At 71.5% G+C, this 25764-nt stretch carries 25 protein-coding genes; 8 read left to right on the top strand and 17 right to left on the bottom strand.

The window, feature by feature from the left end:
* Positions 1-50 precede the first annotated feature (50 nt).
* Entirely contained in the window at positions 51-902 is an 852-nt protein-coding gene (locus LG391_RS24285) for an AraC family transcriptional regulator (protein WP_225770632.1), read from the top strand.
* A gap of 233 nt (positions 903-1135) precedes the next feature.
* On the opposite strand, the gene LG391_RS24290 is transcribed toward LG391_RS24285, so the two are convergent.
* The 3 genes from LG391_RS24290 to LG391_RS24300 all read right to left on the bottom strand — a co-directional run bounded on the left by LG391_RS24290 (position 1136) and on the right by LG391_RS24300 (position 4236).
* Positions 1136-1510 (bottom strand): cytochrome c family protein, encoded by a 375-nt coding sequence (locus LG391_RS24290; RefSeq protein WP_225770633.1) that lies wholly within the window; start codon positions 1508-1510, stop codon positions 1136-1138.
* Positions 1511-1592: 82 nt separating this feature from the next.
* Positions 1593-3767 (bottom strand): xanthine dehydrogenase family protein molybdopterin-binding subunit, encoded by a 2175-nt coding sequence (locus tag LG391_RS24295; protein ID WP_225770634.1) that lies wholly within the window; start codon positions 3765-3767, stop codon positions 1593-1595.
* Positions 3768-3783: 16 nt separating this feature from the next.
* Entirely contained in the window at positions 3784-4236 is a 453-nt protein-coding gene (locus LG391_RS24300) for a (2Fe-2S)-binding protein (RefSeq protein WP_225770635.1), read from the bottom strand.
* Between the two features lie 251 nt (positions 4237-4487).
* On the opposite strand from LG391_RS24300, the gene LG391_RS24305 reads away from it, so the two are divergent.
* Genes LG391_RS24305 through LG391_RS24315 form a run of 3 tightly spaced genes read left to right on the top strand, consistent with a single transcriptional unit; the run spans position 4488 to position 6688 of the window.
* Positions 4488-4907: a hypothetical protein gene (locus LG391_RS24305; protein WP_225770636.1), complete on the top strand. Its 420-nt coding sequence runs from the start codon at positions 4488-4490 to the stop codon at positions 4905-4907.
* Positions 4908-4925: 18 nt separating this feature from the next.
* Positions 4926-5864, top strand: coding sequence for a diacylglycerol kinase family protein (locus LG391_RS24310; protein ID WP_225770637.1), 939 nt, complete (start codon positions 4926-4928; stop codon positions 5862-5864).
* Positions 5864-6688 carry a metallophosphoesterase gene (locus LG391_RS24315; RefSeq protein ID WP_225770638.1) on the top strand — a complete coding sequence of 275 codons (825 nt, stop codon included), beginning with the start codon at positions 5864-5866 and terminating at the stop codon, positions 6686-6688. The genes LG391_RS24310 and LG391_RS24315 overlap by 1 nt, the downstream gene beginning before the upstream one ends.
* Positions 6689-6694: 6 nt before the next feature.
* Here the strand turns inward: LG391_RS24315 and LG391_RS24320 are convergent, their stop codons facing one another.
* A complete protein-coding gene (locus tag LG391_RS24320; protein ID WP_225770639.1) occupies positions 6695-8029 on the bottom strand; it encodes a PLP-dependent aminotransferase family protein in 1335 nt (444 codons plus the stop codon).
* Positions 8030-8150: 121 nt separating this feature from the next.
* On the opposite strand from LG391_RS24320, the gene LG391_RS24325 reads away from it, so the two are divergent.
* A complete protein-coding gene (locus LG391_RS24325) occupies positions 8151-8531 on the top strand; it encodes a DUF983 domain-containing protein (RefSeq protein WP_225770640.1) in 381 nt (126 codons plus the stop codon).
* 7 nt (positions 8532-8538) lie between these two features.
* On the opposite strand, the gene LG391_RS24330 is transcribed toward LG391_RS24325, so the two are convergent.
* The 5 genes from LG391_RS24330 to LG391_RS24350 all read right to left on the bottom strand — a co-directional run bounded on the left by LG391_RS24330 (position 8539) and on the right by LG391_RS24350 (position 13586).
* Positions 8539-11256: a hypothetical protein gene (locus LG391_RS24330; RefSeq protein WP_225770641.1), complete on the bottom strand. Its 2718-nt coding sequence runs from the start codon at positions 11254-11256 to the stop codon at positions 8539-8541.
* Positions 11257-11545: 289 nt separating this feature from the next.
* Positions 11546-11872, bottom strand: a complete 327-nt coding sequence (locus LG391_RS24335) for a hypothetical protein (protein ID WP_225770642.1) — start codon at positions 11870-11872, stop codon at positions 11546-11548.
* Between the two features lie 65 nt (positions 11873-11937).
* Positions 11938-12393 (bottom strand): SRPBCC domain-containing protein, encoded by a 456-nt coding sequence (locus tag LG391_RS24340; protein ID WP_225770643.1) that lies wholly within the window; start codon positions 12391-12393, stop codon positions 11938-11940.
* 24 nt (positions 12394-12417) lie between these two features.
* Positions 12418-12879 (bottom strand): SRPBCC domain-containing protein, encoded by a 462-nt coding sequence (locus LG391_RS24345; protein WP_225770644.1) that lies wholly within the window; start codon positions 12877-12879, stop codon positions 12418-12420.
* Between the two features lie 59 nt (positions 12880-12938).
* Entirely contained in the window at positions 12939-13586 is a 648-nt protein-coding gene (locus LG391_RS24350; protein ID WP_225770645.1) for a TetR/AcrR family transcriptional regulator, read from the bottom strand.
* A 70-nt stretch (positions 13587-13656) separates the two neighbouring features.
* On the opposite strand from LG391_RS24350, the gene LG391_RS24355 reads away from it, so the two are divergent.
* On the top strand, positions 13657-14352 hold the full coding sequence (locus tag LG391_RS24355) for an SDR family NAD(P)-dependent oxidoreductase (protein ID WP_225770646.1): 696 nt from the start codon (positions 13657-13659) through the stop codon (positions 14350-14352).
* Positions 14353-14413: 61 nt separating this feature from the next.
* Positions 14414-15484 carry an adenylate/guanylate cyclase domain-containing protein gene (locus LG391_RS24360; protein WP_225770647.1) on the top strand — a complete coding sequence of 357 codons (1071 nt, stop codon included), beginning with the start codon at positions 14414-14416 and terminating at the stop codon, positions 15482-15484.
* Here LG391_RS24360 and LG391_RS24365 read toward each other — a convergent pair.
* Positions 15465-15674: a hypothetical protein gene (locus LG391_RS24365; RefSeq protein WP_225770648.1), complete on the bottom strand. Its 210-nt coding sequence runs from the start codon at positions 15672-15674 to the stop codon at positions 15465-15467. The genes LG391_RS24360 and LG391_RS24365 overlap by 20 nt on opposite strands.
* 168 nt (positions 15675-15842) lie before the next feature.
* Positions 15843-16871: an aspartate-semialdehyde dehydrogenase gene (locus LG391_RS24370; RefSeq protein ID WP_225770649.1), complete on the bottom strand. Its 1029-nt coding sequence runs from the start codon at positions 16869-16871 to the stop codon at positions 15843-15845.
* A gap of 146 nt (positions 16872-17017) precedes the next feature.
* On the opposite strand from LG391_RS24370, the gene LG391_RS24375 reads away from it, so the two are divergent.
* A complete protein-coding gene (locus tag LG391_RS24375) occupies positions 17018-17350 on the top strand; it encodes a DUF962 domain-containing protein (RefSeq protein WP_225770650.1) in 333 nt (110 codons plus the stop codon).
* 559 nt (positions 17351-17909) lie between these two features.
* On the opposite strand, the gene LG391_RS24380 is transcribed toward LG391_RS24375, so the two are convergent.
* From LG391_RS24380 to LG391_RS24405, 6 genes are all read right to left on the bottom strand, one after another.
* Positions 17910-19067 carry an IS110 family transposase gene (locus LG391_RS24380; RefSeq protein WP_225767413.1) on the bottom strand — a complete coding sequence of 386 codons (1158 nt, stop codon included), beginning with the start codon at positions 19065-19067 and terminating at the stop codon, positions 17910-17912.
* A 194-nt stretch (positions 19068-19261) separates the two neighbouring features.
* The gene (locus LG391_RS24385; protein WP_225770651.1) at positions 19262-20389 is read right to left on the bottom strand and encodes an IS481 family transposase; all 1128 of its coding nucleotides are present in this window, start codon (positions 20387-20389) and stop codon (positions 19262-19264) included.
* Between the two features lie 173 nt (positions 20390-20562).
* A complete protein-coding gene (locus tag LG391_RS24390; protein WP_225770652.1) occupies positions 20563-21945 on the bottom strand; it encodes an OmpP1/FadL family transporter in 1383 nt (460 codons plus the stop codon).
* Between the two features lie 330 nt (positions 21946-22275).
* Positions 22276-23391, bottom strand: coding sequence for a 3-isopropylmalate dehydrogenase (leuB, locus tag LG391_RS24395; RefSeq protein ID WP_225770653.1), 1116 nt, complete (start codon positions 23389-23391; stop codon positions 22276-22278).
* Between the two features lie 60 nt (positions 23392-23451).
* The gene (leuD, locus tag LG391_RS24400) at positions 23452-24060 is read right to left on the bottom strand and encodes a 3-isopropylmalate dehydratase small subunit (RefSeq protein WP_225770654.1); all 609 of its coding nucleotides are present in this window, start codon (positions 24058-24060) and stop codon (positions 23452-23454) included.
* A gap of 159 nt (positions 24061-24219) precedes the next feature.
* Entirely contained in the window at positions 24220-25674 is a 1455-nt protein-coding gene (locus LG391_RS24405) for an MFS transporter (protein ID WP_225770655.1), read from the bottom strand.
* Between the last annotated feature and the right edge of the window lie 90 nt (positions 25675-25764).

The following is a 25764-nucleotide window of genomic DNA, read 5'->3' on the forward strand; positions in this document are numbered from 1 at the left end:
GCGGCCCGAATCCCGTTGCCCGGCGCGGCGGGCGCGCGCAGAGTCGGCGCATGCCCGCCGAGCAGATCCTGCAGCGCCCGTCGATGGCAGTCTACGACTACCGGTGCAGCGCCGGGCCGGGCGACCGTCCCTTCACCGAGCTGCACACGGGCCATTCCGTCTCCTATGTCCGGCGCGGCAGCTTCGGCTGCCGGCAGCTGGGCCGGGCCGACGAGCTGGTGGCCGGATCGGTGCTGGTCGGCCATCCGGGCGACGAGTTCACCTGCACCCATGAGCACCATCATGGCGGCGACGAGTGCCTGTCCTTCGAGCTGGCCCCGGCGCTGGTCGAGGCGATCGGCGACGACCGCGCCGCCTGGCGCGCCGGGGCGATGCCGCCCCTGCCCGGGCTGATGGTGCTGGGCGAGCTGGCCCAGGCCACGGCCGAGGGCCGCGGCGACCTGGGGCTGGACGAGGTCGGCATCGCCTTCGCCGCCCGCTTCGTCGCCCTGGTGACCGGGCGGCAGGCGCCGCGGGCCGCGCCGGCGGCGCGCGACCGTCGCCGGGCGGTGGAGGCGGCGCTGTGGATCGACGCGAATGCCGACCAGCCGGTCGACCTGGACGGCGCCGCCCGGACCGTCGGCCTCAGCCCCTTCCATTTCCTGCGGATCTTCGCCCGCAGCCTGGGCGTCACCCCGCACCAGTACCTGGTCCGCGCCCGGCTGCGCCGCGCCGCCCGCCTGCTGGCGGAGGATGCGCAGCCGGTCACCGACATCGCCTATGACGTCGGCTTCGGCGACCTGTCGAACTTCGTCCGCAGCTTCCACCGCGCCGCCGGCGTCTCGCCCCAGCGCTTCCGCAAGGCCGCCCGGGGCGACCGCAAGATCCTCCAAGAAAGGCTGGCCCCGATAGCCGCAGCATGACCTCCGGCTCACGCCTCGCCCTCTTTGTCCTCCCCCTCCCCTTGCGGGAGGGGGCAGGGGGAGGGGGTTCTCTCGGCTCGTGCCGACCCAGACTGTCGCAAACCGGCATGGACGGCGAGTTCGGTGCCCTGCCCATTCGCGCGCGGACGCGCGCAGACCCCTCCCCCTGCCCCCCTCCCGCGAGGGGAGGGGGAGAGTAAAAGGGCGGAGCCGTGCAATCCCGTTCGCAGCCCCTACGACGCCCCGAGCGTCTTCAGATAGGCGATGATGTCGGCGCGGTCCTGCGGGTTGGCGATGGCGCCCGCCGTCATCTTGGTGCCCGGCACGGCCTTGTTCGGGCCGGCCAGGAAGGCGTCGAGCGTCGCCTCGTCCCAGGGCTTGGCATAGGCGGCCATGGCCTTGGAGTAGGTGTAGCCCGCCACCGTCCCGGCGGTGCGGCCGAACACGCCGGAGAGGTGCGGCCCGAGCTTGTTCTGCTCGGTCGCCGTGTGGCAGGCGCTGCAGCGCGAGAACAGGGTCTGGCCCCGCGCCGCGTCGCCTTCGGCCAGCGCCGGCGACACGGCACCGGCGGTCAGCAGGGCCGCGAGGGCCCACTGCGTCAGCTTCATTCTCTTCCTCTTCCTTCGGGATCCCGGATGTCGTCCGGGTTGCGCCGGCGGGAGCCCGCGGCCCCCGCCGGAGTTCAGCCTGTCACGAGGACGACTTCAGCAGATCCGTGTCGAACGGCAGGGCGCGCAGGCGCTTGCCGGTGGCGGCGAAGATCGCGTTCGCCACCGCCGGGGCGACGGCGGCGGTCGCGGTCTCGCCGATGCCGCCCGGCGCCTCGGCGCTCCTGATCAGATGGGTCTCGACCACCGGCACCTCGTCGATCCGCATCGGCAGGTAGGTGTCGAAGTTGCCCTGCTCCACCCGCCCGTCGGCGAAGGTGATGTTGCCGTGCAGCGCCGCGGTCAGGCCGAAGATCGCGCCGCCTTGGACCTGCGCCTCGATCGTGTCCGGATTGACGGTCAGGCCGCAATCGACGGCGCAGACCAGGCGATGGACCTTGATCGACCCGTCGCCCGCCACCTCGACCTCCGCCACCATCGAGACATAGCTGCCGAAGGCGAACTGCACCATGACGCCGCGGCCGTGGCCCTTCGGCATCGGCGTGCCCCAGCCGGCCTTTTCCGCCGCCAGGGTCAACGCGGCCAGGGCGCGCGGATTGTGGCCCAGCAGCGCCTTGCGGTAGGCGACCGGGTCCTGCTTCGCCGCGGCCGCCAGCTCGTCGATGAAGCTCTCGACCACGAAGACGTTGTGGGTCGGCCCGACGCCGCGCCACCAGGAGGTCGGCACGCCCTGTGGCTCGACCCGGACATATTCGACGCGGATCGCGGGGAAGGCGTAGGGCGGCTCGGCCGCGGCGTCGACCGCGTCCGGGTCGATGCCGTTCTGGAAGCCCGGCGGGAAGTAGCGCGCCATGATCGAGGATCCGGCGATGCGGTGGGTCCAGGCCACCGGCTTGCCCTGCGCGTCGAGGCCGGCCGCGAAGCGGTCGTAGTAGTACGGCCGGTACATGTCGTGCTGGGTGTCCTCCTCGCGGCTGTAGACCACCTTCACCGGGCCGTCGACCTGCTGCGCCACCTTGACCGCATGGGCGACGCCGTCGACCTCGAGCCGCCGGCCGAAGCCGCCGCCCAGCAGGTGGTTGTGGACCTGCACCTTCTCCTTCGGCAGGCCGGTGATCTCGGCGGCGACGCCCTGGGCCATGGTCGGCACCTGGGTGCCGACCCAGATGTCGCAGCCGTCCTTCCGCACATGCACCGTGCAGTTCATCGGCTCCATCGTCGCAGGGGCCAGGAACGGCACCTGGTAGATCGCCTCCAGCCGCTGCGCCGCGCCGGCCAGCGCCTTCTCGGCGTCGCCGTCGTTGCGCGCCACGGCGCCGGGCTTCTTCGATTCCTCCTCCAGCGCCCGGACGATATCGGCGCTGCTGACATTCGCGTTCGGGCCGTCGTCCCACTGCACGGCGGCGGCCTCGAGCCCCTTCTTGGCGGCGCCCATATGGTCGGCGACCACGGCCACGGCGGCGTCGGTCTTCACCACCTGGCGCACGCCCTTGACCGCCATCGCCGCGGCCTCGTCGACCGTCTTCGGCTTGCCGCCGGTCACCGGCGAGATCGCGATCGCCGCCACCTTCATGCCCGGCAGCTTGACGTCGATGCCGAACTCCGCCTTGCCGTTCACCTTGTCCGGCGAGTCGAGGCGCTTGGCCGGCTTGCCCAGCAGGGTGAAGTCCTTCGGATCCTTCAGCGCCACGCTCTTCGGATCCGGCACCGGCAGCGTCGCGGCCAGGTCGACCAGCTCCCCGTAGCTCAGGCTGCGCTTGCCGTCGGTGACGGCGCCGCGCTCGGCCTTCAGGGTCTTCGGATCGACCTTCCACTGCTGGGCGGCGGCGGCGACCAGCATGGTGCGGGCGACCGCGCCGGCCTGGCGCAGCGGCGTCCAGAAGGCGCGGATCGAGGTCGACCCGCCGGTCGCCTGGCTGCCCAGCAGCGCGTTGCCGTAGGCCGCGTCGTCCGGCGGCGAATGCTCGATCCGGACCTGGTCCAGCCCGACCTCCAGCTCCTCCGCCAGCAGCATGGCCTCGGCGGTGTAGATGCCCTGCCCCATCTCGGCCGAGGGCATCACCAGCGTCACCAGCCCCTTGGGGTCCATGCGGATGAAGGCGTTCGGCACGAAGCGGTGCGACACCTGGGTCTCGGCCAGGGCCGGGCGCAGCGCCGGCGGCAGGGCGACGGTGAGGGCAAGGCCGCCGCCGATTGCGGCGCCGACCTTGAGGAACCCGCGGCGGTCGAGCCGGGAGTTCAGCGAACCATCAGGCATGGTCGGTCCCTCCCTCTCAGGCCGCGGCCTTGTGGATCGCGGCGCGGATCCGCTGATAGGTGCCGCATCGGCAGACATTGCCGGACATGGCGGCGTCGATGTCGTCATCGGTCGGCTTCGGCGTCTCGGCCAGCAGCGCGGCGGCCGACATGATCTGGCCGGACTGGCAGTAGCCGCACTGCACCACCTCCAGCTCCAGCCACGCCTGCTGCAGGGCCTTGCCCTGCGGCGTCTCGCCGATCGCCTCGATCGTGGTCACGGCGCTGTCGCCGACGCTGTCGACCGGCGTCTGGCAGGACCGGACGGCCTGGCCGTCGACATGCACGGTGCAGGCGCCGCACAGGGCCATGCCGCAGCCGAACTTGGTGCCGGTCATGCCGAGCACGTCGCGCAGCACCCACAGCAGCGGGGTGTCGCCGTCGACATCGACCTCGTGCGGGGTGCCGTTGATCTTCAAGGTGAAAGCCATGGCTGCCTCTCGGGTGGCTGGGGCTTACGGGACGCGGCCGGCCGACCTGGACGGCGCCGGCCGGCTGCATGTCATCGATACGATCTGCGACTGTCTGTGAAGCTCGGCTGCGCCCCGCCGGCCGTCCATGGCCCGGCGCCGCGCCCGACTCCTGATTCGTCCGCAGCTTAGAACGAAACAGGACGGAAACGCAGCGAAACATCGCGGCCTTCGACCATTGAAGAATGCGGTCCCCCGCACAATTCATCAGCATGAGCCCGCTGATCCGCCTGGCGCTCGCCGCCGGCCTCGCCGCGGCGGCCGCCCCCGCCGTCCCGGCGCCCGCATTGGCGCAATGCATCGTCGACCCCGGCCAGATCGGCAGCCCCTGCGCCGGCGGCATCGGGTCGCCGCCGATCGTCCGCGGCCGCCCCCCGGCGGTCCAGCCGATCACCCCGCCGGGGCAGCTGCGCCCGCCGCAGCTGGCGCCGTTCCGGGCGCAGCCGGTGCCGGCCCCGCGCGAGGCGGAGAGCCTGGACCGCAAAGCGCCGAGCACGCCCCTGCTGCCGCTGCCCTCGGCCGGCGCCGCCCAGCGCTGTGTCACGATGTATGGCAGCTGCCCGATCCCGGGTGGCGCCATCCCGAGCACCGCCTGCACCTGCGCGGGCGGCACCACCGGCACCGCGCGATGACCGGCTGAGGACGGCCCGATGCGCGTGGCGCTGGTGCTGAACGGCGCCGCCGGCGCCCTGCTCGGCCGGCCGACCGAGGCGATCGCCGCGCGGCTGCAGCAGATCCTGGCCGAGGCCGGGCTGGAGCCCCGCGTGACGCTGGCCGAAGGGACCGAACTGTGCCGGGCGCTGGACGCCGCCGTCGCCTCGGACGCCGAGGCGATCCTGGTCGGCGGCGGCGACGGCACCATCATCGCCGCGGCCGAGCGCCTGCTGCCGGAGAACCGGGCCGGTCCCGGCCGCCCGCTCGGCATCCTGCCGATGGGCACGGCCAACCTGCTGGCCCGCGACCTCGGCATCCCGCTGTCGCCCGAGGCGGCGCTGCCGGTCCTCCTGGCCGGCACCACCCGGCGGATCGACGTCGCCCTGGTCAACGACCGGATCTTCCTGAACAGCTCGCTGCCCGGCATCGCCCCGCGCATGGTGCTGCAGCGCGAGCGGATGCGGCACGACCCGGGGCCGATGAAATGGCTGCGCCTGGTCCGCGCCTTCCTTCGCGGCTTCGACCGCGGGCCGCGGCTGCATGTCGTGCTGCAGGATGACGGCCGGCCGGTGCGGCTGGTCACCCGCACCCTGGCGATCACCAACAACCCGCTGGCCGAAGGCTTCGCCGCGATCCACAGCCGCGTCGCGCTGGACGGCGGCACGCTGGGCGTCTACGCCGCGCGGATCGACCGCCGGCTGGACCTGTGGCGCCTGATCGCCCGCATCGTCGCCGGCACTTGGCAGCACGACCCGGCCGCGGCGGCACTGGCGGCGCGCCGGGTGAACGTGGTCTCGCGCCGGGCGCGGCTATGGGTCGCCAATGACGGGGAGAACCACCTCTTGGCGACGCCCCTGCGCTATCGCATCCTGGCCAAGGCGCTGACCGTGATGGTGCCGCGCGCCGATCCCGACACGCCCGAAACGCCGCAGTGATGAAGAGCGTCGCCCACATCTCCGACCTGCATTTCGGCCGCACCGAGCCGGCCCTGGTCGAGGCCCTGCTGGCCGAGTTGAAGGCGCTGGCCCCGTCGGTCATCGCCGTCTCCGGCGACCTGACCCAGGATGCGCGCAGCGGCGAGTTCGCGGCCGCGCGCGACTTCCTGGACCGGCTGCCGGCGCCCTATCTCGTGGTGCCGGGAAACCACGACATCCCGCGGCACAACCTGCTGTCGCGCTTCACCAAGCCGTTCTCGCGCTACCGCCGCTACATCACCCCGGACACCGCGCCGCTCCTGGTCCAGGACGGGATCGTGCTGATCGGCGTCAATACCGCCCGGCGGCTGGTGGCGCATTGGAACTGGTCGCACGGCTCGATCAGCCTGGAGCAGATCGAGCGGGTGCGCGAGACGCTGCGCGCCCTGCCGCGCGGCATGCTGAAGGTGGTGGTGGCGCACCACCCCTTCCTGCCGCCGCCCGACGCGCCGGAGACCAGGCTGATCGGGCGGGCCGAGACGGCGCTGCGCTTCTTCGCCACCGCCGGGGTCGACCTGATCCTGACCGGCCACCTGCACCGGGGCTTCTACGGCGAGGTCACCACCCATCATGGCCGGGTGCGGCGGCCGATCCTGGTGGCGCAGGCGGCGACCGCGACCTCGAGCCGGCGGCGCAACGAGCCGAACGCCTACAACCGTATCCTGGTCGACGGCGACCGGCTGACGCTGGAGCCGCGGCGCTGGGACGGCGCGGGCTTCGTGCCGATGCCTGCGCATGGCTTCGAGAAGGTGAAGGGCCGCTGGACGGCGCTGCCGACGGGGTGATCCGCCTCACACGATCGCGCCGCCCGCGCCGCCGGTCCAGGTGAGCAGGCCCGACAGCCGCAGCAATGCCCGCTCCAGCCCCGTTCGGTCGGGCACGCCGCCGAGCGACAGCCGCACCGCCCGCGGCGGCGACCCGGCCACGTCGAAGGCATCGGCCGGCACCACCAGCAGCCCGGACTCGCGCGCAGCGGCGGTGAAGGCCGCCGCCGTCCAGCCCTCCGGCAGCGCCAGCCAGAGATGGTTGCCGTCCGGATGGGCGGCGACGGCGCCGGCCGGCAGCAGGGATGCGGCCAGGCGCTGCCGGGCCCGGTTCTCCGCCCGGATCGCCGCCGTCAGCGCGTCGAGCGTGCCGTCGCCGATCCAGCGCGTGGCCAGGGCCGCGGTCAGCGGCGAGGCCATCAGGCTGATCGCGCGCAGCCCCGCGGTCAGCGGCAGCGCCGCGCGGGCGTCGGGCGCCGCGACATAGGCGACGCGCAGCGCCGGCGTGGCGCATTTCGACAGCGAAGCGACGTGCCAGACGGTCTCCGGCGCCAGGGCGGCGAGCGGCGGCGGCGCCGTCTCCGGCAGCGCGCCATAGGCGTCGTCCTCGACGATGGCGACGCCGTGCCGGCGGGCGATGGCGGCGACCGCCTCCCGCCGCTCCGGCGGCAGCGTCGCCGTGGTCGGGCTGGCGATGGTCGGCACGATGTAGAGCGCCTTGGGCGGGCTGGTCCGGCACAGCTCGGCGAAGGCGCCGGGGTCGAGGCCTTCGCCGTCATGCGCCAGCCCGGCCATGCGCAGCCCGAGATGGGCGGCAATCGCGCGCACGCCCGGATAGGTCAGGCCGGCGCAGGCCAGGGTGTCGCCGCGGTCGAGCAGCAGGTCGAGCACGGCGAACAGCGCGCTCTGCGCCCCCGCCGCGACCACCACCCGGTCTTCCTCAACCGGGCCGAGGCGCCGGCCCAGCCAGCCGGCCGCCGCCGCCCGGTCCCGGGCCGTGCCGCCGCTGGGCTGATAGCCGAGGCTGGCCCCGCCCTCCGGCCCGGCCAGCACCGCCGCCAGCCCCTGCGTCACCCGGTCGCCCAGCCCCGCCGGCCGCGGCGGCACGTTCATGCTGAGGTCGAACCCATCCGCCGCCGGAGCCGCGGCGGCGGGGACGCCGTGGACGAAGCTGCCGCTGCCGGTGCGCCCTTCCACCAGACCCATACGCTTCAGCTCGGTGTATGCGCGCGTCACCGTGGTCAGGTCGACGCCGAGCTGCGCCGCCAGCTGACGCTGCGGGGGCAGGCGGGAGCCGGGAAGCAGCTCGCCGGACCGGATACGGTCGGCCAGGCTGGTGACGATCGAGCGGTATTTCGACATGGGTCAGCAGCTGCGGCGGTTCATCGCATAACCATACACTTGACCAAGATGTATGGCAACTCTAGATACCGCTCCATACAATCGGCCGCAGCCGCCCTGCGGCCCGCCACAGGGGATCACCATGGCCGAATACCCGACGCTGAAGCCCTTCGAGGTCGGCATCCGGGCGCGCTGCCCGCGCTGCGGCCGGGGCCACCTGTTCCGCGGCTTCCTGACCCTGGCGCCGCGCTGCGACGCCTGCGGGCTGGACTACGGCTTCGCCGACCCGGCGGACGGCCCGGCCTTCTTCGTCATCTCGATCGTCAGCTTCCCGGTGATTGCCTTCGCAGCCTGGCTGGAGCTCGCCTATGAGCCGCCGGTCTGGGTGCATCTCCTGACCTCGGTGCCGCTGCTGATCGGCGGCTGCCTGGCGCTGCTGCGGCCGCTGAAGGGCTGGCTGGTCGCCGCCCAGTACATCAACGACGCGCGCGAGGCCCGGCTGGCGCGCAAGGGCGAGGACTGACTGCCCCTTACCCTCCCCCTCCCATGAAGCCCGCCGCGACGCGGGCGCCGCCGACGCCGCCGCCGATCACGATGGCGATCACGATCCGGATCATCGTGTCGACCTGGTGCCGGAGGATCGCCTTCTTGCGCGACCGGTCGCCCTCGATCTTCTCGACCAGGTCGATGAACATCTTGGACAGGTTCTCCTTGAACGCCGGCTGGCTGTGCCGGCCCTGCACGAACAGGCGGATCTCCTCCTCCATCCTGGTCCTGACATAGGGCAGCAGATTGGCCATGTGGCCGCTCTCCCCGCCGTGATAGCGCAGCTGACTCAGGCTGCCGTCATGGTCGCGCGAGGTCAGCAGCCTGGCGACCTCGGCGAAGGCGGCGTCGGTCCGCGCCGTCAGGTCCCTGGCCCGCTGCTCGAACGATCCCCAGTCGCCGGTGATGCCGTTGTAGGCAATCACGGTCCGGGCCTGCGCCGCCAGCCCGTCCGCCCCGGCGGCGCTGGGCTTGATCGGGATCTCGCCATACAGCTGGTTGGCGTTCGGCGACCAGTCGAAATCCGCCCAGTACCGGCCCTTCGGCCCCATCACCTCGATGATGTAGGTGGTCGTGCTCGGTGCCGAAGCCCCCACCAGGCCGAGATCGGTGACCTGCCGGATCTTGGCGTGCTTCCATTCGTCGACGGCGACCGCCTTGGCGGGATCGAAGCGGGTCTCGACCGGCTCGTAATGCTTCGGGATCGCCGGCAGCGCCGGCGCCGTCTTCCCGGCCGGACCGGCGTTCGGATCGGCCATGGAGAACACCGGCGGGGCATGGATCCCGGCGGCCGGCGTCGCGTCCGCCGCGGCGACGGCCGGGCCCATGGCCGCGGCGGCGGCGGGGTTCGGCTTGGCCGCTTCCAGCGCGGCGGTCGCGGCTGCCGCAGCCAGCAGCTGCCGCTTCCGCGCATCCGCATCGGCCGGGACGCCATCGATCACGAGCTGGACGATGGCGGCCTGGGCCGCCTTGGCGTCCAGGTCGTCGAGCGAGCCCGCGGCGGCATCGAGATAGTCCGCCATCAGACGGCCCGCGACCTCGGCGCCGTCCTCGTCCGCCCCGGCGAGGGCGGCGAGATGGGCGGCGCCCGCCGCACGCTCCGCCCGCACCGGGTCGTCCCCGCTCCGCATCGCCGTCGACGCCGCCTTCGCCGCGGCGACCGCGGCGTGCTGCCGGTCCGGCGCCGCGGCATGGGCCGCCTCCAGCGCCTTGACCGCGGCGGCGATGCGTGGCCCGGCATCGCCGGACACCGCCGCCAGCTCCACCTCCGCGGCCTGCGCCTGCTGCCCCTGCCGGCGCCAGGCCGCGGTCAGCTCGGCCCGCTTTCGCCGTTCGTATTCCAGCGACGCCTGGATCGCTGCCTGGTCCCGGTCGGTGGTCGCGTTGGCCAAGTCGGCCTCGAGCTTCGCGATCCCGACCTCGACGCCGCCCAGCTCGTCCCTGGTCTTCGCCGCCTGGGCAGAGAGATCTTCGGCATGGCCCCGGACGAGAGCGACCCGCTTCTCCGCCGCCCGGGCGGCGACGGCGGTCAGCCCCTCCGTCGGGATCTTCTTCTCGATCAGCAGCTCCCGGGCGGCGGCGTTGATCGCGCTGAGGTCGGGGCCGAGGGCCCGGCGATCCTGCGCGGCCACCGCGGCCTGGGCGGTTGCCAGCCTGGCGCCGGCCGTTTCATGGGCCACGGCGATGACCGTGGATCGCCGTTGCTCCGCCGTCGGCAGAGGGACCCCCGCCAGCAGATCGTTCATCCGGGCATCCGGATGGCGGCCGGCATTCGCGGCGGCATTCGCCCCGGCGACCACCGCCGGCCGGTCGTCCAGAAACTCGGCCATGCCGACCAGGCTTCGGGCCGTGATCGCGGCGGCCTCCTGCGGCATGCCGGCGCGCCGGCAGGCTCCGGCGGCGGCGCCGGCCGCGGCATAGGTCGGGGCCGCCGCCGGGCCCAGATCCTTTCCGGCCCGCGGCAGCAGATCATTCGCCAGGGCGACCGCGGCCTCCACCGAGGCGCCGGCCTTCAGCGCGTTGAGCGCCGCCGCCTCGGCGGTCTGGCGACCCGGCCCGGCGCCCCAGGCCGCCCCGATCCGGCGCAGCACCTCGGTGGCGAAGGGGTCCGACCGGGCCGCCCCGTCGACCAGCTCGACCGCGACGCCCCGGCCGAGATCGGCGTTGACCAGGCGGTAGCCATCATCGGCCGGGTCCGGGCCGAGCACCCGCTCGACCAGCACCGGCGCGGACCGTTCGCTGGCTTTGCCGCGGAACATCACCTCGCCGACGCAGCATTCGCGCGACCCGAGCTGGCGGAAGCCGGGCTGGAACGCCGCGGCGTTCAGGGCGTCGAGCCCGTCCGCGGCGAGCCATGCGGTCGAGGCCGGTATCGCCCGGCCGCCGCGGACGCCCCAGCGGCCCTGTGGCTGCTTGTACAGCTCGACCGCGGTGTCCAGCGTCAGGTCGGCCTTCACCGGATGGAAGGTCTCCTGCTCGCCGCCACCCTTGCCGTCGCCGCGGGACCGGCGCTCGGCCACCACCTGCACGGGCTCCGTACCGTCGACATCGAGCGTCCCGGCGAAGAAGGTGCGGGTCCCGACCACGATCTCGGTCCGGCCGTTCCCGGTCCTCCGCGTCTGGACGAAGGGGTCCAGAGGGTCGCCGGCATTGGCCCCGGTCGGGACGATGGCCGTGGTCAGCCTGTTGACGTACAGGGCCATACTGGGCCCCGAGATTCGCGACTTCTTCTTCATGGGCTCCCCAGTCTCCGGCCCGCTTCGGCGGGCACGTTTCTACACATCCATCGGGAACGGCGGTCCTGTGAGGAATTGGCCAGGATCCGGCGGGACGGCCGGCCGTGCCGCGACCGCCCCGTCGCCGAGACCGTCGCCGGGCGGGCAGCCGGCTGTAACGGATCGGTCATATTCAGGTAATGGGAATGGGATCCGCCGCCCAATGCAGGAACGGCATCATGGTATGCAGGCGAAGGTGATCCGGACCGGGGGGCCGTCAGCGCTCCGCGGCCAGCCTTTCGCGGATGCGGTCCGGCCCGCCGGCCAGCCGCCGGGCGAAGGGCCGGTCGGGGTCGACGACGCGCCAGACCGGGGCGCTGGCGTCCTGGCTTAGTCGCACCAGGTGGCGTTGCGTGGTGACCGGGCAGCAGGCATCGGCCCCGTAGCGCGCCGCCAGCCCCCGCCGCAGCGCCGCCAGGTCCGACAGCCGGCCGGCCGGCGCAGCACGCAGGGCGTCGGCGACCATCCCCTCACTCGGGATCAGCATGCTCTGCGTCCCGCTCCGGCCCTTGCGGCGCGATGTGATGACCGGCTGCTCGTCCATGGCTCCCCTCCGGAATGAGTCTCCCCGGAGGACGAACGGGGATGCCGGACTCCGACAGCCCCGTGTCAGTCCCGTCCGTCCCGGCCGAGCCAGGGGTCCGGGCCCGGGTCGCGGCCGCCGGCCGCCTGGGCCAGCCGGTCGAGGTAATGCGCCCAGCCCTCGGCATGGCCGGCGCATTGCTCGGCCGTGGGCAGGCCGGTGTGGGTCATCTTCAGCAGCGTGCCGTCCGGCTGCTCGACCAGGTCGATCTCGACCAGGCTCGACCCCGGCGGCACCGCCTCGCTGCCGTCCCAGCCGAAGCTGTAGGCCAGGCGATGCACCGGCACCACCTCGCGGAAGGCGCCGCGGGCGAAGCGGGCCCCGGTGACGTTGACCAGGTAGAGCCCGCCGGGCTGCGGGTCGAGCTGCGCCTCGGTGCCCATCCAGCGCAGGATCTGCTGCGGGTCGGTCAGCAGCGCGAACACCGCGGCGGGCGGCGCCGGGATATGGGTTTCGCGGCGGACGATGAGATCGTCTGGCATCGGTCTCCTCCACGGTTCTGACGGTCAGGCCTCATCCTTCGACGGAGGGCAGCCGGGCGACGGCACGGAGTCCGGATCGCGGCCGGCGACCACCGCCGCGAGGCGTTCGAGAAAGAACGCCCAGCCCCGCTCATGCAAAGACAGGGCCGAGGGCGGCAGGCCGCTATGGGTCATCCGCATCAGGGTGCCGTCCGGCTGCTCGATCAGGTCGATCTCGACCTGGCTGGAGCCCGGCGGCACCTCGGCATTGCCCTCCCAGCCGAAGCTGTAGACCAGGCGGTGCACCGGCACCACCTCGCGGAACGCGCCGCGCACGATGTTGATGCCGTCGACGTCGAGCAGGTAGAGCCCGCCGGGCTGCGGTTCCAGCGTCGCGCCGATGCCCATCCAGCGCAGCAGCTTCTCAGGGTCGGTCAGGAAGGCGAAGAGGGTGGCGGGCGGCGCCGGGACCTGGATCTCGCGCCGGAAGACGGTCGGTTCGTCCATGGGCTTCCCCTCCGGCGGTCCCGGTTCAGGCCGGCAAAATAACACGGCGCGGACGGGTTTCACCACCCGCTGCGGGCCGACCGCAGGGAGGCCTGCAGGTAGGATCGGCACATCAGCGTCAGCTCGCGCCGCAGCTCCTGCAGCGCAGCCGGCGTTGCGCCGCGCTCGAACACCACTCGCGTGCTGCCGGCGATACTGGAGAACACCGCGAAGGCGACAGTGGGCAGGCTCGCGAAATCCGCGTCCGGCGCGCTGGCCAGCAGCCCGGCCGCCGCGGCCACGTTGTGGTCGACCGCCGCAGCCAGCAGCGCGGTCGAATCCAGGTCCTCGGCGATCAGGTACAGGGCCTGGGTGACGTCGAGCCGCGCCGCCTTGGCGTCGAGAAAGGCGCCGACCAGGAGATCCGCCAGCTCGGCAACCGGGCGGCCCCGGCCTCGGTCGCAGGCCGCCGCGACCGCATCCGCGACATGCGCCAGATGCCGCTGCAGCACTGCATAGAGCAGTGCCTGCTTGTGCGGGAAGTACTGGTACATCGTGCCGACCGAAACGCCCGCCCGCTCCGCCACGCGGGTCGTGGTCAGCCGCCGCTCCCCCTCGGCCAGCAGAACCTGAATGGTCGCCTCGAAGATCGCGTCGACGGTCGCCTCGGCTCGCGCTTGGCGCGGCCACTTCCGGGGCTTCAGGGCGGCGGGCGGCGAGACCTGCAAAAGCGAATTCCCGGAACTGAAGGATCCTTCATATCCTAGCCGCTCCTCGCTCCTATCGCCAGGTCTTCCCATGAGCGTTTCCCCGACTGCCCTGATCATCGGCGCCTCGCGCGGCCTCGGCTTGGCCCTGGCCGGCGAGTGGCTGGCGCGCGGCTGGACCGTGCTGGCCACGGTCCGCGGCGCGGGCCGGACCGCCCTGCATGAGCTGGCGGATTCCTCGAACGGCCGGCTCACCGTCGAGACGCTGGAGATGACCGATCCCGCCGCGGTCGATGCGCTGCGCGACCGGCTGTCGCGCCGCGCGCTCGACCTGCTGTTCGTCAATGCCGCGGTGGCCAACGGCGCCAGCGAGCGTGTCGACCGGGTCACGACGGAGGAGTTCAGCCGGGTGATGGTGACGAACGCCCTGGCCCCGATGCGCATCGTCGAGCGGCTGGGCGGCTTGGTCCGTCCGGACGGCACGATCGCGGTGATGTCCTCCAGCCTGGGCAGCGTCGCGCTGAACGAGACCGGCGGATGGGAGGTCTACCGGGCCAGCAAGGCGGCCCTCAACATGCTGATGCGGTCCTATGCCGCCCGCCACGCCGGCGACCGGCACAGCCTGGCCCTGGTGGACCCGGGCTGGGTCCGGACCGACATGGGCGGGGCGGAGGCCAGCCTCGACACCGGCGAGAGCATCCCCGGCGTGGCCGATGCGCTGGAGGCGCGGCGCGGCCGGCCCGGGCTGCAGTTTTTCGATTATAGGGGCGAGACGGTGCCGTGGTAGCGGCGTCCGTCGGCCCTCTGCGCGGGTGACAGATCCCGCCCCACGGCGGCATCATCCCCGCATGGACCTACCCGCGCCCCTCGCCTGGCTGCTGGACGATGCCGGCGCCTCGCCCGGCCCCGACCGCTTCCTGGCCGAGCTCGGCGGCCGCCTGTTGGCCGACGGGCTGCCGCTGGCCGGCGCCGCCCTGACCCTGGCGGTACCGCATCCGATCGTCGCCCGCCGTACCTGGCTGTGGCGGGCCGGGACCGGCGCGGTGATCGAGGCGCTGGGCTTCGCCGGCATGCCGCTGGCGGCGGCCGGCCCGCCCGGCCGGGGCGGCCGCGACTGGCTGTCGGGGCTGGGGCCGGGCCCGGTGCAGGAGCAGACGGCCGGGCCGGCGGTGCTGGCCTGGGCCGGCACCCGGCCGTTCGACCCCGACGAATCCCACCGGCTGCGCCAGGCCGCGCGCTTCGCCGCGGCGCCGCTCTCCGCCCTGGCCTCGCGGGCAGCGCTGGCGGCCCTGCTGGAGGCCTATCTCGGCCGGCGCAGCGCCGCCCGGGTGCAGGCCGGCGCGCTGCGCCGCGGCGCCGGCGAGACCATCCGCGCCGCCCTGCTCTGCGCCGACCTCCGCGACTTCACCGCCCTGTCCGAGCAGACCGAGCCGGCCGAGGTGATCGCCACGCTGGACGCCTGGTTCGACCGCATCGCCGGGGCGGTGCACGCCTTCGGCGGCGAGGTGCTGAAGTTCATGGGCGACGGGCTGCTGGCGATCTTCCCGGTCGCCGGCGAGACCCGCGAGGCCTGCGAGGCGGCGCTGCGCGCGGTCGCCGCCGCCCGCGCCGGCATGGCCCATCTCGACGCCGCGCGGCAGGCCCGGGGCCTGCCGCCGCTGCCCTTCGGCGCGGCGCTGCATCTGGGCGAGATGATGTGGGGCAACATCGGCGCTGCCGACCGGCTGGACTTCACCGCCATCGGCCCCGCCGTCAACCTGGTCAGCCGGCTGGAGGGGCTGTGCCGGCCGCTGGGCCGGGCGGTGCTGATCTCCGGCGCGCTGGCAGCCGAGACCGCGGCGCCCCTGGTATCGCTGGGCGAGCACCCGCTGCGCGGCATCGCGGCGCCCTGCGCCGTCTTCACCCTGCCGGATGCGTGACCGGGCCGGCCGAGGCCAGCAGCTCCTCGCAAAGCTCGGCGATCACCAGCCAGGTCCCCACCCAGTGCCGCTCGCGGCCGGGCGCGCAGGCCTCGGCCTGGCGCCGCGCCTCCTCCGGCGCCGCCGGTCCGTGCCGGCGCAGCAGCACCCGGGCGGAGAGCTCGAGCTCATGGGCGGTCAGGCGGCTCATGCGCGCGGTCCGGAAACAGGGGGGACGTCACCCCTGTCTATGGCGAGTATATAAAATTGTCTACATTGAAACGGAGATCGAACCAAAATCGATTAGGAAAGTTCGGCCGCCAGCAGAGCCGAAGGGGATCCCGGTCCGGATCCCCTTCGCCACAATGATCGGATAAGATCAGGCGGCCTTGCCCAGATGGCCGTCCTTGACCAGAACTTCGGCGATCTGGACGGCGTTCAGCGCCGCGCCTTTACGGAGATTGTCGGCGACCACCCAGAAGGACAGGCCGTTCTCGACCGTGCTGTCCTCGCGGATGCGGCTGACATAGACCAGATCCTCGCCGGCGCATTCGACCGGGGTGACGTAGCCCTCATCGGCGCGGTGGTCGACCACCGAGATCCCCGGCGCCCGCTTCAGCGCGGCCCGCGCTTCCTCGGCCGAGATCGGGTTCTCGCACTCGATGTTCACCATCTCGGAATGGCCGATGAAGACCGGCACGCGCACGCAATGCGACACGACCTTGATGGCGGGGTCGAGGATCTTCTTGGTCTCGGCCACCATCTTCCACTCCTCCTTCGTCGACCCGTCGTCCATGAAGACGTCGATATGCGGGATGACGTTGAAGGCGATCTGCTTGGTGAACCGCTCCTTGACGATCGGGTCGTTCACATAGACGGCGCGGGTCTGGTTGAACAGCTCGTCCATTGCCTCCTTGCCGGCGCCGGAGACCGACTGGTAGGTCGAGACCACGACGCGGCGGATCTTGGCCAGCTGGTGCAGCGGCTTCAGCGCCACCACCATCTGGATGGTGGAGCAGTTCGGGTTGGCGATGATGCCCTTCCTGCGGAAGCCGGCGATCGCCTGCGGGTTGACCTCGGGCACCACCAGCGGCACGTCCGGGTCCATCCGGAACTGCGAGGTGTTGTCGATCACCACCGCCCCGGCCCTGGCCGCGCGGGGCCCGTGCACCGCCGAGACCTTGGCGCCCGGCGAGGACAGCACGATGTCGATGCCCTTGAAGTCGAACTTGGCGAGGTCCTGCACGTCGAGGACGTCGTCCTCGCCGAAGGAGACCTGGCGCCCGACCGACCGCTCCGAGGCCAGCGCGACGACCTCGTCGACCGGGAATTCCCGTTCGGCGAGGATGGAAAGCATCTCGCGACCGACATTGCCGGTGGCACCGATGACCGCGACCCGATAGCCCATATCCGTAATCCGGCTGTTCGATTGCTGCAGGGGACGCACTCGGTAGAATGTATGCCGATCCGCGCGCAATGGGACAGCCATGCGATTCGCGCGCGGCGATCATGCCGCCAGGTGCCGGCTGGCGGCTGGACAAGGGAGGAACGGAGATGGCCGAGAGGCTGCCGAGCTATTCCGCCTTCTGGCCCTATTACCTGCGCGAGCATGCGCAGCCGCGGACCCGGGCGCTGCATTTCTTCGGCACCAGCCTGGCGCTGCTCTGCCTCGTGCTCCTGATCGTCACCGGCAGCTGGTGGTGGCTCCTGGCGGCGCTGGTCTCGGGATACCTTTTCGCCTGGATCGGCCACTTCTTCGTCGAGCATAACCGCCCGGCGACCTTCACCTATCCGCTGTGGTCGCTCTTCAGCGACTTCCGCATGTACGGGCTGTGGGTCTCCGGCCGGCTGGAGGACGAGCTGCGCCGGGCGGGAGTGCAGCCGTAACGCTGCAGTCGCGCCCCTGCCCCTCATACCGGCAAGCTCGTGATCCGACTCTTTCCTCTCCCAAGAAAGAACCGTCATTGCGAGGAGGCGAAGCCGACGAAGCAATCCAGGGGCCAGTGCGAGCCGCCCTGGATTGCTCACATGAGGAGTGTATGGGTCAAGGGGGGGCGAGAGGTCTTTCGTTGTTGCTGGCGGCGATGGCGTGACCGATGGCGCGCGCAGATCAAGTCAAGGCCGGCCCGCAGGGGCGCCGCGAAGCGGCTTGGTCTTGACGTGATCGAGCGCGCCATCAAGCTGGTGCGGTCGGCAGCACCGGAGCGGAGGGCCGTGGCGATCCCTGGGTCGAGCCGGTGCGACGATCTGGGTTGCCGGCCAGATCAAACTCACATTCGGTCGTCGCGCGAGGCGACAGCACCACGCTTCCGCTTGCGGCGGGCAGGCTCGAGAGGACGAGACCAGTCTTCGTTGCGGCGATGAGCCATGCAATCCATCGGTTCGTCCACCCGGATCGGCCGAGGCTGATCGGGCCTCGGCGGAACGGCTGGGCGGCGGCCTGTGGTCAGGCCGTCTTGATCACCGCGCCCTCGATGACGACGCCGGCTGTGACGTACTTCCACAAGGCCACCAGAAGCTTGCGCGCCAGGGCGACGATGGCGCGCTTGCGGTCGCGCTGGCCACGGGCCTGGAACCAGCGTGCCAGGGCCGACTGCGGCTGGTGCCGCAGCCACAGCCAGGCGAGCTGGATCATCACGGTGCGCAGCCGCGGATTGCCGGCCTTCGACACACCCTGCTCATGCATGATGCTGCCGCTGCGCCACGGCGTCGCCGCCAGCCCCGCATAGGCGGCCACCTGGCGGCGATTGGCGAAGGATCGATAGAAGCCCTCCGACCAGAGAACCGCCGCAAAGGTGGCGCCGATCCCCCGCACTGCCGACAGCATCGCCACCGGCTCCGAGGCGGCCGTCTCACCGGCGCCGGTCTCGGCCAGCACGGCCTCCTGCTCGGCCTCGACCCTCTTGATCTGGTCGACCAGCAGCTCGAGCCGGTCCAACTCGCGGCTGATCTGCGCCGTCAAGTGCGGCGGCAGCGCCCGCCCGTCGGCCGTGTGCAAGGCCGCAAGCCGCTCCCGCCGGTCGCGCCGCTGCGGCGCGTAGTCGGTGATACCCTGCGCGAACAGAAGCCCCTTGATCCGGTTCACATGCGTGGTCCGCTCACAGATCAGCGTCTGGCGTTCGCGGCACAGCCGGCGCCGATCCTCCTCTTCCGGAGAGGGCGCCACCACCATGGCGCAGACCCGCGGCTCGCCGCGCTTGTAGGCCAGAAGCGCCCGCAGCAGCGCCTCGCCGTCGAGCCGGTCCGTCTTGGCCCGCCGGCGCCGACGCGGCGCCGCAATCGACGCCGGATCCACCACGTGGCTCTCGATCCCCTCCCGACACAGAACCCGGTGCAGCCAGAACCCGTCCAGCCCAGTCTCCTGAACGGTGATGATCGGATAGCTCCGGCCCGTCCGCATCGCCGCCTTGCGCCTGAACTCTGCAAACAGCGCCAGCAGCCCCGCGACATCGCCCGCCCCGACGCTGTGCTTGGACATCTTCTCCCCGCCGCCGGGCGACAGTGAGGTGATCAGCCAACTCGAACGGCTCAGTTCCAATGACACAAAAATTGCGCCAATCTGTGTCCGGATAGCGGCCTGTCCCTCGCAAGGTTGATCGAGCATCGGTCGTCTCCAGGGTGAGTGGGATAGCAACCTCAGCCTGGGCCGACTCCTGGCCGCTATCCACCCTCATGGAATCTTCGCTGCGCTCGCAATGACGATCTTTTCATGGACTCGCTGGTATCAGCTGTCATTGCCGGGCTTGATGTATGGCCCGGGGAGATGGCGGACACCTGTTCGGAGACATGGCGGACAGATCATGGGTCGGTCAAGTCGATGGTGGCGATGAGGTGGCTGGCGAAGAAGACGCCGAAGCGGCCGTCGGTGGTCTGTGGCCGAATGGCGACGCGTTCGCCGCGGAAGGCCTGGGGGACCTTCCAGAGCCGGCCGCGGAAGCTGACATAGGCTTTGGTGGTGCCGACGGTGCGGACGAGATCGAGGCTGTCGTACTCGACCTCGGGCAGGCGGCTGGGCATGGCGCGGGGGCTGGAGCGGTAGCGGCTGCCGGGGACCTGCTGCTGGAGCGCCTGGTGCGGGCGCTGCCAGTTGTAGAGCTCGCGCCAGCGGTCGAAGGCGCGCTGGGCGGCGGCGAGGTCGGGGAAGGGCTCGAGGGCGAAGACCTCGGCCGCGAGGGTGCGGTGGAAGCGCTCGATCTTGCCGCGGCTCTGGGGATGATAGGGTCGGCTGTACAGGACCCGGATGCCGAGCTTGAGGAACCAGACCGCAAGCCGGGTCCAGCGCTCGCCCGAGGCGTCGCCCCAGGGGGCGCCGTTGTCGATGAAGATGGCCTCGGGCAGGCCGTGTCGCCGGAAGGTCGCCGTGAGCCGGTCCTGCACGGTCTGGCTCTTCTGATCGGCACAGGCCTGCAGACAAGGCGAGAAGCGGGAGTGGTCGTCGAGCACGGTCAAGGGATAGCACCGGCCGCCCCGGACGAGCGGCTCCCAGCCTTTGAAGTCCATCTGCCACAGCCGGTTCGGCGCCGCCGCCTCGAAACGCCGATAGGGCTGGGTCGCCTCGGCTGCCACCGGATCGATCCGGCCGTGCCGGACCAGGATCGCGTGCACGGTCGAGGCCGCCGGCGGTGCGATCCCGTCCCAGGCCAGGCGGCGGACGATCTTGCGGGCGCCCCACGCCGGATGCGCATCCCGCACCGCCAGCACTGCCGTCTCCAGCTCTGCCGTGCTGCGGCCGGGGCTCACATGTGGCCGGCGCGAGCGGTCCGCCAGCTCGGCATCGCCGGCCTGCCACCGCGCCAGCCATTTGTAGCCCACATCCGGGCTGATCCCGAACCGGCGGCACAGCTCCCGACGGTTCGCCCCCTCCTGCTCCGCCAGCCGGACAAATTCCCGACGCTGCTCCATGACCGACACCTCCCGCCACGCCATGGCCGCCTCCCAAGACGCCGATGCCATGGCTCAATGTGTCAGTCATCTCCCAGAACACCCGTCTGGGATCTCCCCGGGCCATACACTTGACCCGGCAATCCAGTGGGCGTCGACACCCTCTGAATGCCCGGGTCAAGCCCGGGCATGACAGTATGGGGGACGGAACGGGACGATCAGAACCGGTACCGCAGCCCCAGCGCCACGATGTCGACGCTGCCGCTGTTCTTGGCGTCGTAATCCACCTGCATCTCCAGCGGCGTGCCGGTGTAGAAGTCGCGCTCGGCGTCCATCTTGCGGCCGTCGATGAAGATGTGGGTGTAGGCGAAGTCGACCGACAGGTTCTCCATCACGTCGTAGCTTGCGCCGGCCGACAGCCAGTAGCGGTCGCCGTCCGGGGTGCGGCTGGAGCGGAAGCCGGCCTTGGTCGGCGTCGGGTCGTACTGGAAGCCGGCGCGCAGCGTCAGGTCGTCGTTCCAATAGTATTCGCCGCCGATCGAGACGCCGACCGTGTCCTGATAGCGCTGCTCGTTCACCAGGTCGTCGCCGCCGTCGGAGCGCTTGACCCGGATTTCCTTGAAGGACGACCAGCCGTACCAGGTGACGCCGCCCAGGAGCGCGATCTGCGGCGTGACCTCCTGCCGGATGCCGAAGGACAGGATCGGCGGCAGGTTCAGCTTGGCCCGGCCGCCGGTGTCGAAATCGGCGCTTCCGGGCAGGCCCGGCAGCGGCGGGAAGTCGATGCCGTCGAGCTTGGCGTTGCCGTCCAGCATGTGGTCGACGCCGGAACGGAAATGCACGCCGATCCGGGTGCCTTCCACCGGCTGCACGATGGCGCCGATGTTGTAGCCGATGGCCCAGCTGTCGCCCTTGATCGTCAGGTCGCCGTCGTCGGAGAAGGCCGGCACCAGCCGCCCGACCGGGTTCGGCACCTTGCTCTCGAGCTTGGCCCAGGCATAGGAGATGTCGATGCCGCCGCCGATCGACAGCCAGTCGTTCACGCGGTAGGCCACGGTCGGCGAGAAGTTGTAGACCTGCAGCTCGGTCTTGGTGGCGTCGTAGCGGCCGAACCAGTTGCTGTTGTACTGGCTCTCCAGCCCGAAGGGTGCGCCGAGGCCGATGCCGAACCACAGGCGGTTGTCGGTCGACGGCACCGGCAGGGCGACATAGCCGTGCGGCACCAGGGTCGGGTCGTAGGGGTTGTTGCTCTTGCTCTCGCCCGAGACGGCGCCGGGCGGCGGGTCGAAGATGCCGAGCGGCGTGCGGAAGGCGGGATAGTCGATGGTCGAGCCGTCGTCCTTCAGCCGGGAATCCGGGATCAGCAGGCTGCCGCCGAACTGGGCCTCGCCCTGCTTCAGGAAACCCATGCCGGCCGGGTTGAAATAGATGGTGCTGGCGTCGTCGGCTGCGGCGGCGGAGCCGGCGAAGGCGCGGCCGAGGCCGGGCACGCTCTGCTCCTGGATGTAGAAGCCCGCCGCATTCGCCGCCCCGGACCCGAGCCCCGCCACGGCGGACATGGCCGCCACCCCCAGCGCCAGACGCGAAATCCCCTGCTTCATCTCGGCGTGTTCCCCCCTTGTCGACCGATCTGTTGCGCAACGTTGCGCTTGTAACAATACGTCACGCTGAACAAGGCGGTGTCGTCAAGCACTGTTCAAGGTCTCGATGAGATTGAATACCTGCGGCGCTGCAAAGCCCAGCCGGACGCTACGTCAACCCGCCGCGAAAAATGCCGCCAGGAAGAACAGCCGCGCGCGATCCTCGCCGGCGGCCGGGGGCGAATCGCGTAAAATTGATTCGGATATGCGCGGCGATTGGCGAAAGGCCAGACAAAAAGGGCGAGGCCGACGGCCCCGCCCTTTCGCACTGCACAAATACTGAGAACCGGTTTAACGGGACCGAGCGGCCATCGCTTCGAGGATCGCCGTGCCCATGTCGCCGGTCGACACCACCTGGGTGGCGCCGGTGCCGGCGATGTCCGCCGTCCGGATGCCGCGGTCCAGCACGTCCGACACCGCGGCCTCCAAGAGGTCGGCCTCGGCGGCGAGGTCGAAGCTGTAGCGCAGCATCATGCCGAAGCTGAGCAGCGTGGCGATCGGGTTGGCCTTGCCCTGCCCCGCGATGTCGGGCGCCGAGCCGTGCACCGGCTCGTACAGCGCCTTGCGGCGGCCGGTGGCGTCGGGGGCGCCGAGCGAGGCCGAGGGCAGCATGCCGAGCGAGCCGGTCAGCATCGCCGCCTCGTCCGACAGCATGTCGCCGAACAGATTGTCGGTGACGATGACGTCGAACTGCTTGGGGTTGCGCACCAGCTGCATGGCGCAGTTGTCGGCCAACATGTGGCTGAGCTGGACGTCCGAATACTGCTCCTGGTGCAGCTTGGTCACCTCCTCGCGCCACAGCCGGCCTGATTCCATGACGTTCATCTTCTCGACCGAGCACAGCCTGTTGCCGCGCTTGCGCGCCAGCTCGAAGGCCACGGCGGCGACGCGGCGGATCTCCGAGGTGGTGTAGACCTGGGTGTTGACGCCGCGGCGTTCGCCGTTGCCGAGATCGGTGATGCCGCGCGGCTCGCCGAAATACACGCCGCCGGTCAGCTCGCGCACGATCAGGATGTCGAGGCCCTCGACCACCTCGCGCTTCAGCGTCGAGGCGTCGGCCAGGGCCGGATAGACCAGCGCCGGCCGCAGATTGGCGAACAGCTCCAGGTCCTTGCGCAGGCGCAGCAGGCCGGCCTCGGGCCGGATCGAGAAGTCGACGCCGTCCCATTTCGGCCCGCCGACCGCGCCCAGCAGCACGGCGTCGACCGCCAGCGCCTTCTCCATGGTCGCGTCGGTGACCGGCACGCCGTTGACGTCGATCGAGCAGCCGCCGACCAGCTGCTCGTCGATGTCGAAGCCGACCGCGCGGTGGCTGCCCAGCCATTCGGCGGCGCGCTTGACCTCGCCCATCACCTCCGGGCCGATGCCGTCACCGGCCAGGACGAGGAGCTTCTTGTTGGCAGCCATGGGAAAACGACCTTCAGCGGAGGTTGGAGGAACGATGGTGGATGAGGGAAGCCCGTCGGTTCAGGCGGCCAGCCAGGGCTGGGCGGTCTTCCGCTTCGCCTCGAAGCTGTCGATCGCCGGGGCCTGCTGCAGGGTCAGGCCGATGTCGTCGAGGCCGTTGATCAGGCAGTGCTTGCGGAACGGGTCGAGGTCGAAGCGGATGGTCTGGCCGTCCGGCCGGGTGATCTCCTGCTTCTCCAGGTCGACCGTGACGGTCGAGTTGGCGCCGTTCTCGGCGTCCTTCATCAGCAGGTCGACCTGCTCCTGCGGCAGGGCGATCGGCAGGATGCCGTTCTTGAAGCAGTTGTTGTAGAAGATGTCGGCGAAGCTGGGCGCGATGACGCAGCGGATGCCGAAATCCAGCAGCGCCCAGGGCGCGTGCTCGCGCGACGAGCCGCAGCCGAAATTGTCGCCGGCGACCAGGATCTGCGCCTTCTGGTAGGCCGGCCGGTCGAGCACGAAATCCTTCGGGTTGCCCTGCTCGTCGGTGCGCAGCTCGTAGAACAGCCCGGCGGCGAGGCCGGTGCGCTTGATCGTCTTCAGGAACTGCTTGGGGATGATCATGTCGGTGTCGACATTGACGATCGGCAGCGGCGCTGCGACGGCGGTGAGCGTGGTGAAGGGCTGCATGGCGTGCGGCTGTGCTCAAAGGGCCAGAGGGAAAGTCAGCCGGGAAGTCATGCCACAGCCGGCCGCCGGCCCAAAGCCCGGAATCGTCACCATTCCCGCGGTGCAATTCTCCTCATGAGTCCCTCTCCCCTTGCGGGAGGGGGACTCAACAGGAATTGCTCAACCGACCTTCCCCCGCGGCAGCGCGAACAGCAGCCCGAGCGTGACCAGCGTCGCCAGCCCGCCATAGCCGGCCGCTGTGGCGAAGGCGCGGGCGTAGGCCACGGCCTCGCTCGCCCCGGCGGCGCGGGCGCGGTCCAGCACCGCGGCGAACAGGATCCCGGCCAGGGCCACGCCGAAGGCGCCGCCGACCTGCTGCATGGTGCTGAGCATGCCCGACGCCGAGCCGATGTCGCCGTCGCGGATGCCGCCGAGCACGGTGTTGAGCAGCGGCGTCATCAAGAGGCCCTGGCCGGTGCCGAGCAGCAGCAGCGCCGGGATCAGCGCCTCCGCCTGCAGCGGCGCCGCCACCAGCGCCGTGGCGGCGGCGGCGAACTCGCCCAGCGCCGCGATCGCGGCCCCGGCCATCAGCACCGCGCGGCGGTGCTCCGGCGCCACCCGGCCGGCGGCGATCGAGGCGACCATGAAGGAGACGGCGGCCGGGGAGAACACCAGCCCCGCCGCCAGCGCCGAGCGGCCGAGCCCGAGCTGCGCCAGGAAGGCATAGGCGAGGTAGACCGAGTTCAGCGTCGAATAGAACACCAGCACCAGCAGCACCCCGGCGGCGAAGGCGCGGTCGCGGAACAGCGCCGTCTGCAGCAGCGGCGAGGCGCCGCGGCGCGACCGGGCGTGCTGGTGCAGGGCGAAGGCGGCCAGCACGGGAACCGCGGCGGCCAGCATGGCCAGCGACCAGCCCGGCCAGCCGGCCTCGCGCCCCTCGATCAGCGGATACAGCAGCAGGCCGAGGCCGAGCGCGCTCAAGGCCACGCCGGCGAGGTCCAGCCGCTGGCCGGGCCTCACCATGTCCGCCGGGATCAGCCGCGGCGCCGCCAGCGCGGCCGCGAGGCCGATCGGGACGTTGACCAGGAAGATCGGCCGCCAGCTCAGCCCCCACAGGTCGGCAGCGACCAGGATGCCGCCCAGTACCTGCCCGGCCACCGCGGCCAGCCCCAGCACCACGCCGAGCGCGGCGAAGGCCCTGGCGCAGGCCTGCGGCTCCGGGAAGGTGACGCGGATCAGCGAGAACACCTGCGGGAACAGCAGCGCCGCCGCGACGCCCTGCAGCAGCCGGGCCAGGATCAGTGTCTCCGCGCCCGGCGCCAGGCCGCACAGCGCCGAGGTCAGGGTGAAGCCGGCGAGGCCGGCGACGAACATCCGCCGTCGCCCGCAGAGGTCGCCCAGCCGCCCGCCGGTGATCAGCGCCACCGCATAGGCCAGGCTGTAGCCGGCCACCACCAGCTCGGCCTCGGCATAGCTGGCGCCGAGCCCCCGCCGGATGCTCGGGATCGCCACGTTCACGATCATCGCGTCCATCACGGTCATGAAGGGGCCGAGCAGCATCACGGCCAGGCCGAGCCAGAGTCGCGCCGGGGTCGCCGGGCGCGCGGCCGCGGCGGGACAGGTCACATCGGTCATGCGGGATCTCCATCGGCGGGCACGGTGGCTCCGTCCGCCCGCGACAGAGATTGGGATCTACGCTATAATAGGAAAAGATAAGTTCTTATC

Source organism: Inquilinus sp. Marseille-Q2685 (assembly GCF_916619195.1).
Classification (GTDB): Bacteria; Pseudomonadota; Alphaproteobacteria; order DSM-16000; family Inquilinaceae; genus Inquilinus.

Excerpts from the sequence above, each read along its gene's own strand:
- LG391_RS24285 (WP_225770632.1), top strand. The coding sequence starts at position 51 with ATGCCCGCCGAGCAGATCCTGCAGCGCCCGTCGATGGCAGTCTACGAC.
- LG391_RS24290 (WP_225770633.1), bottom strand. The coding sequence starts at position 1,510 with ATGAAGCTGACGCAGTGGGCCCTCGCGGCCCTGCTGACCGCCGGTGCC.
- LG391_RS24295 (WP_225770634.1), bottom strand. The coding sequence starts at position 3,767 with ATGCCTGATGGTTCGCTGAACTCCCGGCTCGACCGCCGCGGGTTCCTC.
- LG391_RS24300 (WP_225770635.1), bottom strand. The coding sequence starts at position 4,236 with ATGGCTTTCACCTTGAAGATCAACGGCACCCCGCACGAGGTCGATGTC.
- LG391_RS24305 (WP_225770636.1), top strand. The coding sequence starts at position 4,488 with ATGAGCCCGCTGATCCGCCTGGCGCTCGCCGCCGGCCTCGCCGCGGCG.
- LG391_RS24310 (WP_225770637.1), top strand. The coding sequence starts at position 4,926 with ATGCGCGTGGCGCTGGTGCTGAACGGCGCCGCCGGCGCCCTGCTCGGC.
- LG391_RS24315 (WP_225770638.1), top strand. The coding sequence starts at position 5,864 with ATGAAGAGCGTCGCCCACATCTCCGACCTGCATTTCGGCCGCACCGAG.
- LG391_RS24320 (WP_225770639.1), bottom strand. The coding sequence starts at position 8,029 with ATGTCGAAATACCGCTCGATCGTCACCAGCCTGGCCGACCGTATCCGG.
- LG391_RS24325 (WP_225770640.1), top strand. The coding sequence starts at position 8,151 with ATGGCCGAATACCCGACGCTGAAGCCCTTCGAGGTCGGCATCCGGGCG.
- LG391_RS24330 (WP_225770641.1), bottom strand. The coding sequence starts at position 11,256 with ATGGCCCTGTACGTCAACAGGCTGACCACGGCCATCGTCCCGACCGGG.
- LG391_RS24335 (WP_225770642.1), bottom strand. The coding sequence starts at position 11,872 with ATGGACGAGCAGCCGGTCATCACATCGCGCCGCAAGGGCCGGAGCGGG.
- LG391_RS24340 (WP_225770643.1), bottom strand. The coding sequence starts at position 12,393 with ATGCCAGACGATCTCATCGTCCGCCGCGAAACCCATATCCCGGCGCCG.
- LG391_RS24345 (WP_225770644.1), bottom strand. The coding sequence starts at position 12,879 with ATGGACGAACCGACCGTCTTCCGGCGCGAGATCCAGGTCCCGGCGCCG.
- LG391_RS24355 (WP_225770646.1), top strand. The coding sequence starts at position 13,657 with ATGAGCGTTTCCCCGACTGCCCTGATCATCGGCGCCTCGCGCGGCCTC.
- LG391_RS24360 (WP_225770647.1), top strand. The coding sequence starts at position 14,414 with ATGGACCTACCCGCGCCCCTCGCCTGGCTGCTGGACGATGCCGGCGCC.
- LG391_RS24365 (WP_225770648.1), bottom strand. The coding sequence starts at position 15,674 with ATGAGCCGCCTGACCGCCCATGAGCTCGAGCTCTCCGCCCGGGTGCTG.
- LG391_RS24370 (WP_225770649.1), bottom strand. The coding sequence starts at position 16,871 with ATGGGCTATCGGGTCGCGGTCATCGGTGCCACCGGCAATGTCGGTCGC.
- LG391_RS24375 (WP_225770650.1), top strand. The coding sequence starts at position 17,018 with ATGGCCGAGAGGCTGCCGAGCTATTCCGCCTTCTGGCCCTATTACCTG.
- LG391_RS24380 (WP_225767413.1), bottom strand. The coding sequence starts at position 19,067 with ATGCTCGATCAACCTTGCGAGGGACAGGCCGCTATCCGGACACAGATT.
- LG391_RS24385 (WP_225770651.1), bottom strand. The coding sequence starts at position 20,389 with ATGGCGTGGCGGGAGGTGTCGGTCATGGAGCAGCGTCGGGAATTTGTC.
- LG391_RS24390 (WP_225770652.1), bottom strand. The coding sequence starts at position 21,945 with ATGAAGCAGGGGATTTCGCGTCTGGCGCTGGGGGTGGCGGCCATGTCC.
- leuB (WP_225770653.1), bottom strand. The coding sequence starts at position 23,391 with ATGGCTGCCAACAAGAAGCTCCTCGTCCTGGCCGGTGACGGCATCGGC.
- leuD (WP_225770654.1), bottom strand. The coding sequence starts at position 24,060 with ATGCAGCCCTTCACCACGCTCACCGCCGTCGCAGCGCCGCTGCCGATC.
- LG391_RS24405 (WP_225770655.1), bottom strand. The coding sequence starts at position 25,674 with ATGACCGATGTGACCTGTCCCGCCGCGGCCGCGCGCCCGGCGACCCCG.